The organism is Tenebrionibacter intestinalis (assembly GCF_016632365.1).
Classification (GTDB): domain Bacteria; phylum Pseudomonadota; class Gammaproteobacteria; order Enterobacterales; family Enterobacteriaceae; genus Tenebrionibacter; species Tenebrionibacter intestinalis.
This window is the reverse complement of sequence record NZ_JAEPBH010000003.1, coordinates 60,675-72,995: the sequence shown is the minus strand read 5'-3', so window position 1 is coordinate 72,995 and position 12,321 is coordinate 60,675. Positions and strand designations below refer to the sequence as shown.

At 53.5% G+C, this 12,321-nt stretch carries 7 protein-coding genes; 2 read left to right on the top strand and 5 right to left on the bottom strand.

All coding sequences use genetic code 11. From position 1 onward, the window contains the following. Positions 1-8 precede the first annotated feature (8 nt). From alkB to JJB97_RS01985, 4 genes are all read right to left on the bottom strand, one after another. Complete coding sequence (alkB, locus tag JJB97_RS02000) at positions 9-650, bottom strand: DNA oxidative demethylase AlkB (RefSeq protein ID WP_238712134.1); 642 nt, start codon at positions 648-650, stop codon at positions 9-11. 2 nt (positions 651-652) lie between these two features. Further along, positions 653-1,708: a bifunctional DNA-binding transcriptional regulator/O6-methylguanine-DNA methyltransferase Ada gene (gene ada, locus JJB97_RS01995; RefSeq protein ID WP_238712133.1), complete on the bottom strand. Its 1,056-nt coding sequence runs from the start codon at positions 1,706-1,708 to the stop codon at positions 653-655. Positions 1,709-1,780: 72 nt separating this feature from the next. Then, positions 1,781-2,827 carry an FAD:protein FMN transferase ApbE gene (apbE, locus tag JJB97_RS01990; RefSeq protein WP_238712132.1) on the bottom strand — a complete coding sequence of 349 codons (1,047 nt, stop codon included), beginning with the start codon at positions 2,825-2,827 and terminating at the stop codon, positions 1,781-1,783. A gap of 852 nt (positions 2,828-3,679) precedes the next feature. Continuing rightward, positions 3,680-4,783, bottom strand: coding sequence for a porin OmpC (locus JJB97_RS01985; RefSeq protein WP_238712131.1), 1,104 nt, complete (start codon positions 4,781-4,783; stop codon positions 3,680-3,682). A gap of 793 nt (positions 4,784-5,576) precedes the next feature. On the opposite strand from JJB97_RS01985, the gene rcsD reads away from it, so the two are divergent. Continuing rightward, positions 5,577-8,246 carry a phosphotransferase RcsD gene (gene rcsD / locus JJB97_RS01980; RefSeq protein ID WP_238712130.1) on the top strand — a complete coding sequence of 890 codons (2,670 nt, stop codon included), beginning with the start codon at positions 5,577-5,579 and terminating at the stop codon, positions 8,244-8,246. A gap of 15 nt (positions 8,247-8,261) precedes the next feature. Next, positions 8,262-8,912 (top strand): response regulator transcription factor RcsB, encoded by a 651-nt coding sequence (gene rcsB, locus JJB97_RS01975; RefSeq protein ID WP_238712129.1) that lies wholly within the window; start codon positions 8,262-8,264, stop codon positions 8,910-8,912. 396 nt (positions 8,913-9,308) lie between these two features. Here rcsB and rcsC read toward each other — a convergent pair whose 3' ends face one another. Next, entirely contained in the window at positions 9,309-12,170 is a 2,862-nt protein-coding gene (rcsC, locus tag JJB97_RS01970; protein WP_238712128.1) for a two-component system sensor histidine kinase RcsC, read from the bottom strand. Positions 12,171-12,321 lie beyond the last annotated feature (151 nt).

The window sequence follows — 12,321 nt, the reverse complement described above, 5'->3', positions numbered from 1 at the left end:
ATTCTTTTTCAACCAGCTTCACGGAAAGTGAGATTATAACGGTATGCCCCGGTTAGCGGGTGATTGCCAAGCCTGAGCGGCTGAACGCCATGATAAAACAGACGCGAAGCTCCGCCCCAGACAACCACGTCACCGTGCTCCAGCAGGCAGCGCTGCGTGGGTGCCGTACGCGTAGCGCCCCCGAACAGAAAGCGCGCGGGCAGCCCCAGCGAGACAGAGACAATCGGCGCGCGCAGGTCGCTTTCATCCCGATCCTGATGCAGCGACATCTTTGCGCCGGGCTCATAGCGGTTAATCAGGCAGGCGTCAGGATGGAACCCGGTATATCCCGCTTCGCCAGCCGAACGCTTCGCCAGTTGCAACAGAGGCTTTGGCATCGGCGGCCAGGGCAACGCGCTTTGCGGGTCGAGCCGGGAGTAGCGATAACCGCGCGCATCGCTCACCCACCCGCGTTCGCCGCAGCCAGTCATGGCAACCGACATGGTATGCCCCCCCGGCGTCGCCATCCGGCGAAACGGCGCCTGCTTCGCCACTTCTGCAATAAGCGCAAGCAGCACGCAGGCTTCCCGGGTTGCAAAGCGGCGCAGTATCACTGCCCCCTCCGCCAGCGCTTCCCGCCAGGGAAGCTCATCAGCAAATAAATCGAGCATTGTTATTCCTCCTGCGCCTCACGCGCCAGCAGCGCACGCTTGCGCGCCACGCCCCAGCGATAGCCGGACAGGCCGCCATCCTGACGAACCACGCGGTGGCACGGCACCACCACCGCAAGCAGGTTTGCCGCGCAGGCGCCCGCCACGGCGCGGGACGCACGCGGCCTGCCGATGCGGCGCGCCAGTTCCTGATAGCTTACTGTTGTGCCCGGCGCAATAGCGCGCAGCGCCTGCCAGACTTCACGCTGAAACGCCGTACCGCGCAAATCCAGCGGCAGAGCAAACTCTCCCTGCGGGCGTTCCAGCCAGCCGACTACCTGCGCCACGCGCTGTTGAAATGCGGCATCGCCCGGCGTCAGTCTGGCTTTAGGGAAACTTTGCGTTAGCTCGGCCACCAGCGCCTGCGGCTCATCGCCCAACAAAATAGCGCATACGCCGCGCTCGCTCTCAGCGACCAAAAATTCGCCAAGCTGGCAGCGGCCGAGGGCAAAATATACCGTCACGCCTTCTCCGCCGTTGCGAAACTGACGCGCGGTCATGCCCAGCGCCGCATCCGCCTGCTGGTAAAAAACGCTGCCGGATGCATATCCGGCGTCGTACAACGCCCGGGTCACCTTTTGCCCACCGCTCAGCGCATCGCGCAATTTACTGGCGCGGCGCGCCTGCTGCCAGGCCCGGGGCGTAAGGCCCGTGGCCGCTTTAAACAGGCGATGGAAATAGCCAGGGCTTATTGCCACCTTATCCGCCAGCGCCTCCAGCGTGAGCGGCGTTTCGCTGGCCTCCAGCAGGCGGCATGCCTGGACGATTTTCGCCTGCTGCGCGGCGTGAGGGTGGGATTTATCCGGCTGGCAGCGCTTACAGGGACGAAAACCCGCATCTTCAGCCGCGCCGGCATCGTTAAAAAAACGAACATGCTGACGCAGCGGGCGGCGCGCACGGCAGGATGGCCGACAATAAACGCCGGTTGTGATCACGGCATAAACAAATTCATCGTCCCTGCTCCTGTCCCGCTTTTCAACCGCCAGCCAGCGGCGTTCATCATTATCAGCATACGACATAACAGGCCTCCTCTTCAGATTCGCCGCCAGTGTGCGCGCAAACGCGGTTACAAAAACCCGCATTCTTGCTTTTTAATTTTTTTCGCTCAGCAGAAAAGATGTAAACTGCGGCGACATCCAGGTTGTAAAGCCGTTATCTTCTTTTACGATCAGATAAACCGCCAGCCCCTCTTTTAGCGCCACCTTTTTAGCTTTTTCAACACCCAGCACCATTAAACCCGTATCCCAGCCGTCGGCTTCAAGCGCTGTGGGCGCAATGACCGTCGCTGATACCAGCCTGTGCTGTATCGGGCGCCCCGTTGTAGGATCTATCACATGTGAGATACGCTGGCCGTTCAGTTCATAATAGTTGCGATAGCTACCGGAAGTGCTGATACCGTGGCCGCTGAGATCAACAATCGCCTGAGCGGCATTTTCGCGATCGGTGGGCTTCTGAATGGCCACGCGCCAGGCCCTGCCCTCGGCATTCAGGCCGCGCGTGGTCACCGCGCCCCCGACTGATACCAGGTAACGGCTGATGCCTTCCCGCTCCATCAGCCGCGCCAGGCGATCGGCGGCAAATCCCTCTCCTACGGTAGAAAGATCGACATAAAGCGCCGGTAAATCCTTTTGCAACCACTGCTGGCCCGCGCTGTTAATCACACGCAGGTGCTCCAACCCCGTAAGCGCGCGCGCCGCTTCTACCTGAGCCTGATCGGGCGTATTTATCGGCTGTTTTTCCGGGCCAAACCCCCACAGGTTGACCAGCGGGCCAATGGTGATATCCATCGCCGAATCGGTCTTCCGCCCAATTCTAAGTGACGTTGTCACAATATCGCTCATAGCTTCACTCACCGGCCAGGGCGCGGTACTGCGCGACTGGTTAAAGCGCGAGAGCGCAGAGTCAGGCTTCCAGGTTGACAGCAGGCGATCGTCGGCATCAAGCTGCGCCTGTATTTTTTTGCGAAGCGCCGGCGCCCGCGCGCTGTCAACCCCTGCCACGCTGACGCGCCAGTACGTCCCCATTGTTTTGCCTTCAAGTACCAGCGCCTGCTTTGTCGCCTGCGGCGCGGCGCTATCGCAGGCTGACAACAGCAATACCGCCGCCAGCAGACCGTAGCGTAGTCGTAGTAATTCCATAAGCGTTCCTCAAATTCATCGCGCGGCAAGGGTACAACAAAACGGCGGGCTACGGCAGGAAGCTCGGCAGGTTTTGGCTTACAGCGCTGAAAAAGCGCCCGGCGCGCATGGGTAAAAAATGGCCGCAGCCCTGATGCTGGCCAGTTAAGTCTGCGTGTTTAACCATTCCAGTTAATGCGAAAAACCATGTCATTTCGAGTCCCGAACTTAGCAGACTTCATCACTTTTTATTTGCCCGGCAACTCTGTTCGCTTTTAACGTATCCATGCTTGCAGCGTGGTGTTGCCGACGCCTGCTAACGCTGGCGAACCGCAGGCGAAGGCAAGGCAGGCTAAGGCAAAACGGGGCAGGATGTCGGGCCGGCCATAGGCTGATGGTCGGGCGGTAAGCGTACCGCAAAGCGGTGTTACCTTTGCGCTTTCGCAGACGTTTGCAAAACGGGGCGTTGCAGCTCGCTTTGTCCGTTCACTGTTGATGAAGCCCTCTGGCATCGAGCCCTGAATGAACGGAACAGCCGCTTAAGCTTACCTGACCGGCGTCAGGCCAAAACCCTTTTCCGAAAGAATAAAGAGCGCAAAAAGTAGTTTTGCCCAGTTTATTGACAAAGAAGGAAAAAACGGAGTTTTTCCTTCTTTGTAGTAAGCAGGCGAAAATCAATGCTTTGATTTTCCTTATTTTTACTTGTAATTCACCCATCCTGTCTGCGACAGGATGGGGTTTGTCAGCAGTCTCAGCAAAACGTAGTTTTGCCCTCTTTGGGTCGAGTAACCGAAAACCAACGTAACGACTTTTCGGGTTTATCCTCCAGGCATTTCGGCCTGAAGCGTCTTTTGCGCTGCGTGCAGGCGAAAATCAGAACTGATAGACAACCCCTGCCGCAACGACGTTATCAGTACCGATACCGGCCGCACGGGTGAAATCGTTGTCATCCAGCAGGTTGATTTGATAGTCAACAAAGGTGGAGAAATTTTTGTTGAAGTAGTAAGTTGCCCCTACATCCACGTATTTTTTCAGATCCTGGTCGCCCCAGATACCGAGGTTTTTACCCTTAGACTGCACGTAAGCCAGAGAAGGACGCAGGCCAAAGTCGAACTGGTACTGTGCAACCACTTCAAAATTCTGCGCTTTATTAGCAAAACCGTAAGCGACGCTATCGTGAGAGCCGCCAAAGCGTGTGGCGTTGTAGGCCTGGGTGTACATCGCCGCCAGGTAGACGTTGTTGGCATCATACTTCAGGCCGCCGGTGTAAGCAGTCGCACGATCGCCTCTCCCCTCAGCCAGCGTATTATTTTGATCCCAGGTACGTTTTGAGGAGGCGATGGCGCCGCCGATGCCGAAGCCCTCGCCCAGATCATAGGTCAGTGACATGCCGTAACCATCGCCGTTCTGCTTGAGAACGCTACGCCCGGTAATATCTTCACCGCTGGCGCTACCGTTTTTTCCCTGGTACTGCAAGGCGACATTCAGTCCGTCTACCAGGCCGAAGAAATCGGTGTTACGGTAAGTCAACACCCCATTGCCGCGGCTGAAAAGAAAGTTATCGGCGCCGTAAGTATCGCCGCCAAACTCTGGCAGTACGTCCGTCCATGAGGCGACATCGTAGAGGACGCCATAGTTACGGCCATAATCCAGCGAACCGGTGTCGGCAACTTTCAGCCCCGCGAAAGCGACGCGCGTCCAGGCGTTATTAACGCTTTCATCCGTGTTCGCATTAACCTGGTATTCCCACTGGCCGTAGCCGGTCATTTGATCGTTAACCTGAGTTTCGCCTTTAAAACCGATACGCATATAGGTCCGATCGCCGTCAGAACCGTTGTCATCGGAAAAATAGTGCTCAGCATCCACTTTGCCATACAAATCCAGTTTATTACCGTCTTTATTATAGATTTCGGCCGCATGTACACTGCCGGCAACCAAAAGCGCAGGTACCAACAGGGACAGAACTTTAACTTTCATGTATTAACCCTCGTATTATATGCCTTTTTAATGCCACTTTTGCCACTGCGTCTGATTAACCCCTTAAATCAGGTGGCGGCCCTTGTGTAAAACAACTATTCTCAGCGCGATAGAGATACTAAAACTTTTAAGAAGTTTCAGTCTGCAATTTACATGTAAGCGAATGTAAAATGCAGGGAACTTTTTATTGCTCACAACGGTAAAAATAAGCGCATAAATTGTCAAGATGAATAATTGCCTGATGCGTTATGTAAAGTACGCCGCAATGCAGATAAGCACGCATTGCCAAAACACATCTCACATGTGTATATAAAATCCCTCTGCTATCATCATTAATTTCATTCATTACCTTCATTTTAACTTGAATGAACATTCCCTTTTATTTCAACCGGATGCTTGCATCCGGTTTTTTTATTTCCTTATTACCTGCCAGACTATCTTTTGAACGTTATATACAACAGAAATCACACAACTTTATTCTTCAGATTTATCCAGGTATTTTTTTCAGCAAAGCGTTTTTTTTCGTCTATACTCGCTTCGCTGAGTTATTTCCCGGAGAAACAGTAAGCTATTTTTGCTTTATTTTATCATCGCCCGTTCAGGCTATATTCCGCAATGGAGCGTGTATCCACAATATTTACGCGCATTATCAATTGCGATGTCATGTAAGAGTTGCAATGACGTCACCCGCATTTCCCGGTATGCTTGCCACTTCATTGCACACATTGTGACCCACGTTTTTTGGCAAACGCTCAGGATCACCGGGTTATACAGGAACGAGTTAGTCAGCGCTATGAGCCCAAACCCCAACAAATTTTCGTTGATGCCAGGCAGCATCACTCGCTTTTTTTTACTGTTAATAGTTGTTTTGCTGGTGACGATGGGCGTCATGGTGCAAAGCGGCATTAACGCCTGGCTTAAAGTTAAGAGTTATCAGATAGCCGATATCACACAGGCATTGCACAAACGTGTGGACACCTATCGCTATGCGACCTGGCAAATTTATGACAATATCGCCGCCACGGCGTCGCCGGGAATGGGCGCCAGCAGCGATCTTCAGGAAACCCGCCTGCGCCAGGATGTCTATTATCTGGAAAAGCCGCGCCGCAAAACCGAAGCCCTGATTTTTGGCTCTCACGATAGCGCAACGCTGGAAATGACCCAACGCATCTCTTCCTATCTGGATACGCTCTGGGGCGCGGAAAATATCCCCTGGTCGTTGTATTACCTTAACGGCCAGGATAACAGCACAATCCTGGTTTCAACGTTGCCGCTTAAGGATTTATCCGCCGGTTTTAAAGAATCCAGCGTCGCAAACATCGTGGACGCGCGTCGGGCAGAAATGTTGCAACAGGCCAATGCGCTGGATGAACGGGAGAGTTTTTCGCCGCTACGCCGACTGAGCTGGCAAAACGGTTATTACTTTACCCTGCGTACCACCTTTAACCAGCCAGGTCATCTGGCGACCGTGGTCGCCTTCGATATGCCCATTAACGACCTCGTTCCACATGATATGGCGCTGGAAAGTTTCCGCCTGCAAAGCGAAGATATGCCCCAGAGCGCTACAGGCGCGGACGGCACGCCGCAGGAGCGTGTACATGTGTTTTTTAACGGCACGCGTATTGAAATCCGCGCCCCCGTGGGCAGCACGCCCCTGCAGTTGGTATGGCAGGTGCCTTTCGGCGCAATGACTGCCGATACGCTACAAAATATTCTCCTGCCGCTGCTGCTGAATATTGGCCTGCTGGCGTTAGCGCTGTTTGGCTATTCCACTTTCCGCCACGCCGGCGCGCCGCGCGCAGCGGAACCCAATCCCGCCAGCAAAGAGCTACAAAAGCTGCGCGCCCTGAATGAAGAAATCGTTTCGCTGCTGCCTCTTGGCCTGTTGGTTCACGACCCGTCATCACAGCGCACGCTCATCAGCAACCCTATCGCCGATCATCTTTTGCCGCATCTTAATTTGCAGAATATCGCCTCAATGGCCGAGCAGCATCAGGGCGTAATTCAGGCAACGGTGGATAACGAAGTTTATGAAATTCGTCAGTTCAGCAGCCAGATATTACCGCGCGCGCAAATTTTTGTTATTCGCGATCAGGATCGTGAAATTTTGGTCAATAAGAAGCTGCGCCAGGCGCAAAAGCTCTATGAAAAAAATCAGCAGGGCCGGGCCGCATTCATGCAGCATATCGGCGCCGCGCTTAAAGAGCCGGTACAGCGTCTGGTAGAGCGCATTAGTATACATAGCGACGATACCCATCACGCGTTAATTAATGAAGCGCAGAATATTGTGCGTCTGGTAGAGGAAATTCAATTACTGAACGCGCTGGAATCAGACACATGGAAAAGTCACAGCGAGCGTTTCGCTCTACAGTCGCTGATTGACGATGTGGCGACAGACGTTCTGCCGGTTACCCGGCGTAAGGGGCTACAACTGCTTATTAATAACGGTCTGGCGCCCGACGACGAGCGCTACGGCGACCGGGAAGCGCTGTATCGCATCGTGCTGATGATTATCCAGTATTCGGTCATCAGCACCCAGATTGGCAAAATCACGCTCGATATCAGCGCAGAAGAAGGCGCCGCCGATCGTCTGCTGCTACGCGTAATAGATACCGGAAACGGCATCAGCAGCAGCGAAATTGATAATGTGCATTTCCCGTTTCTTAATGCCACCAGCCAGGACGACAGCGGGCGCGCCAACGGGCTGACGTTCTGGCTATGCGACAGGCTGGCGCGCCGGATGGGCGGACACCTGAATATTAAGTCTCACCAGGAGCTGGGAACGCGTTACAGCCTGCATATCAGGATGCCAGTCGCGCAGGATACGCACATTGAAGAACCTGATTCGCACGAAAGGCTATTGGAAGATGTCGTGGCAATGGTGGACATTACATCAAGCGAAGTGCGTCAAATAGTCACGCGCCAGCTTGAAAACTGGGGCGCAAGCTGCATCACGCCCGATGAACGAGCAATGAGTCAAGCATTTGATCTATTTTTGACAGATAATCCGTCAAATCTTACTGCTTCAGGGCTGCTTTTAAGCGATGATGAGCAAGGCGTGCGTAAACTTGGCCCGGGACAATATCGGGTTAACTTTAATATCAGTTATGCAATGCAGGAGGCAGTGCTACAACTCATTGAGGAGCAACTAGCCCAGGAAACCGTGGCCGAAGCTCCGCCTGCAAACGGTGAAAGCGTGCAGCTTCATGCCAGCGGTTATTATGCGCTCTTCGTTGATACAGTACCGGTTGATGTTGAGAAACTGTATACTGAATCCGCAACCAACGACTTTGCTTCGCTGGCGCAGACGGCTCATCGCCTCAAGGGGGTATTTGCCATGCTAAACCTGATACCCGGCAAGCAGCTATGTGAAACACTGGAGCATCATATCCGTGAGAAAGATGCCTCGTTTGTAGAAAAATATATCAGCAGGATCGACGATTACGTCCAGAAACTGCTGTAGCAAGGTAGCCAAAAAATGAACAACATGAACGTAATTATTGCCGACGATCATCCCATCGTACTGTTCGGCATCCGCAAGTCCCTGGAGCAAATCGAGTGGGTAAACGTTGTTGGTGAGTATGAGGATTCCACAGCTTTAATCAATAACTTACCAAAGCTTGACGCGCATGTGCTTATCACCGATCTCTCCATGCCTGGCGATAAGTATGGTGACGGAATTACGCTCATTAAATACATCAAGCGTCATTTCCCAAATCTGGCGATAATTGTTCTGACAATGAACAATAACCCGGCTATTTTAAGCGCCGTACTGGATCTTGACATTGAAGGCATTGTGCTCAAACAAGGGGCGCCAACCGATCTGCCGAAGGCGCTGGCGGCGCTGCAAAAAGGCAAAAAATTCACCCCCGAAAGCGTTTCCCGCCTGCTGGAAAAAATCAGCGCCGGCGGTTATGGCGACAAGCGCCTGTCGCCAAAAGAGAGCGAGGTGCTTCGCCTGTTTGCAGAAGGTTTTTTGGTCACGGAAATCGCCCGTAAGCTGAATCGCAGTATTAAGACTATCAGTAGCCAGAAAAAATCGGCGATGATGAAACTGGGCGTGGATAACGATATCGCCCTGCTGAATTACCTCTCCTCCGTTAGCCTGACGCCAGCGGACAAAGATTAACGGTTCTCGCGCGCTTACAGTGTAAGCAGACTTGCCTTATCAAGGCGAGCGGCGGGCCTGAAGCAGCCGTCCGCCTTGTATTAAAGGGCCGCCTGCCGTCGGATATGCGCGAAGCAAGCCCCGACGCTGGCCGCCAATCCCGCCTGCTTGCGGGCAAACCGATGTGTGCGCCTTTTGTGCAGCTTATGCCAGGAAAGCCTGACGGCTTTTTATTGCCTGTCCGGCCCGGGATGCGCCGGTAACGGTAAAGCGCGGTTTTATGGCCGACAAGGCGGCATCAGCGCTGCCGATGCGCCTGATGAAACCGATTAGCGTCCTTCTGCTTCACATCGGCGGATTAACCGCGAAGCCCTGTACCCACGTTTAGCCCTCTACCGCCTGCTGCGGATAACATCATTATCGGTTGTCTGGCGAATCACGCGTATTTCGTACTTTTTCAGCGTAGTACGTTAGCGTTTGGGCAATAATGTCCAGCGTCACTGGCTTGGAAAGACAGCTATCCATCCCCGATTCAATGCAGCGCTGTTTTTCTTCCGCCAGCGCATTGGCCGTCACGCCGATAACCGGTAGCGTCATGCCCAGCTCACGGATGCGCTGCGTCAGGCGATAGCCGTCCATATTGGGCATATTGACATCGCTCAATACAATATCAATTGCATTTTTGCTTAATACATTCAGCGCATCGATACCGTCGTTAGCGGTTTTGCACAAATAACCCAGCGTTGAAAGCTGATCGGCAAGCAGACGGCGGTTAATGGGATGATCGTCAACAATAAGCACCATAATATCGTCTTTTTGTTCACACACCGCCTCAGGCGCGGGCAAGGTTCCCACACTGCCAGGCAAATCCACGTCAACGCGATAAATACGCCCCAGCAGCGCAATAATCTCATGCGGCGAGGCCACGCTGTGTAACCAGCGGCCTGGCGTCGGCTCAAGCGGTATACCGATATGCCGGCGGCAGAACATAATCACCGCGCGCCCCGCCCAATCTGCCGTGGATTGCTCATCTGTGATGAGGATGTCGTCCGCATCCACCGTATCGCCCTCATAGCGCCGGGTTCGTATGCCGCTACACTCAAGCAGCGTTTCCAGATAGCGGCACAGCGACGCGTTGCGCACGGCCAGCCAACAGCGCTTGTTCGCTAACTCCTCGACATACTGCGACGCAGAAAACCTGGCGGAATACAGCGGAATACGGATAGTAAACTGACTCCCCATGCCCGGCTCCGTCTCAACGTCGATATCACCGTCCATCATGCCGATGAGTTTTTCACAAATCGCCAGCCCCAACCCGGTTCCCTGGAAATTGCGCTGCACGCCCGTGCCTGCCTGGAAAAACGGATCGAACAGCCGCAGGACTTCTTTCGCCGGAATACCCACGCCAGTATCACGAACGCAAATGCGCAGGTAGCAGTCATCGACCGTAACGTTCAGAATAATACAGCCCACGTCGGTAAACTTAATTGCATTGCTGAGCAGATTGGAAATAACCTGCTGCAAACGCATCGGGTCTCCCTGTAGCGTGAGCGGCACTTGCGGGTCGATAAAGCAGTACAAACCAAGTTGTTTTCGCACCACCAGCGGCAAATAATTGCTGGTGATATGATTCATAACCTCACGCACAGAGAATTCGCGTGGTTCAATTTTTAGCTGTTCTGACTCTATTTTGGAGAAATCGAGAATATCGCTGATTATCTTCAGCAGCAGGCTGGAGGAGTTATTCATCGCCGTAACCAGACGATCGACGCCTTTGGGCAGTTTGCGCGTTTGCAACAGATCGAGGTTGCCAATGATGCCGTATAACGGCGTGCGCAGCTCATGGCTGACGGTGGCGAGGAACATCGATTTTGACTGGCTTGCCTGCTCTGCGGCCTGCGCCATCTCCTGGAGCGATTCTTCCATCCTGACGCGCGCGCTTACATCCACCAGCACGCAAATCGCTACATTTTCGTTGCGATAGCGCGAGTGAACGAAGCTAATTTGCAAATTGGTATTATTACTGGTCAGGACATCGACAAAATTAACCTGCTGGCCGCAAATAATCTGCGTCAGACGCTGCCTGTCTTCCTGCGTCAGCATATTAAGGTAATTATGGGCCAGCTCGTTGCTGAGAATATTAGTACCGTCCTGCGTACGCAGGATACAAATCCCGACCGGCGCGGAGGCCACAATTTTCCGGTTAAACTGATCGTGCTCTTCCAGACGCTGGGCATCATTCTCCGCCGGAATAAACATACGCCGCTCATACATGCGCGCCAGGGTAAACAGCACGATTCCCGCCAGCACATTAAGCAGCACCGCATTGAGGATCAACATGCGAATGCGCCCCAGCACTAAATCCACCGGCACCGAATAAATCACGCTCAACGAAGATGGCGGTAAATTCTTCTTAAGCACCAGAGATTTGAACCCCTGCGTATAGCCAAACCACGCGCGCTCCTGCGCCCAACGCGGATCGGGTCTTATCATGTCGCCGCCGGTAAGGGAAATTAACGGATGAGCGTTCTCATCAAGGATAGTGACGCCGACCGGCAGGCTGCCGGGCGTAAAGAAATTTTCCATACGCACCGTTTGCTCAATACCAAGCATCGCCTGCAGGCGATTTGCTATATAGACGGGCGTGAGCGTATAGAAATAGCCGATACCAGGCCGCGGCCCCTGATTCATCCAGAACAGACTGCTGGCGCGCTCGTTTTGCGGCACGCTGCGATATTTCATGATACGTTCATGCAGGTTCTTAAGCGTATTTTCCTGCTCCAGCGGCACGCTGCGCAGCCCAAAATCGGCCATACACTGGTTGTCGCCATCGACCAGGAAAACACGATTAAGATCGTAAGCAACGGAGAAATTTTCTCGCCAGTATCGCAGGAACCACGATAGAGAATTCAGTTGACCGCGCCAGGAATTGCCCAGCGCTGAACAGTCGGCATCGGAAAACAACGGGACAAAAGTGGGCGGTTCTATTTTATCGTCGCTGGCGGCGGCGCTGTGAAACAGCGCGCTGTCGGCGCCGGGGCGGTTTTCGGCTATGTATTTCAGCTCTTTTATAACATCCGACGTACGCTGAATATAGCGCTGGGCCTGATCGTAGCTGAGCGAAAACTCCTGGTGAATTTCTGATTCTTTCTCATGCAGAACATTCACAATATAAAATACGGAAAACAGCGCAAACACAAACCACAGCAGCAAAGCCAGCGCGCGGAAAAAATAGCGTGAAACTTTCAGCGTGGTGCGAAAGGAGACAAAATATTTCAAAGCAGCTCCGCGTCCTGTGTTCTGCGGTGAAAAAAGAATCCCATAAGGTAGCGGTAATCGGCGGATCCCGCAACGAAAAGCAGGCTGGCTGCGCGTATGGCAATAGCCTCGCGTTCTTATTTCTAAAGCGAGACGCCGCGCCGCACAGCCA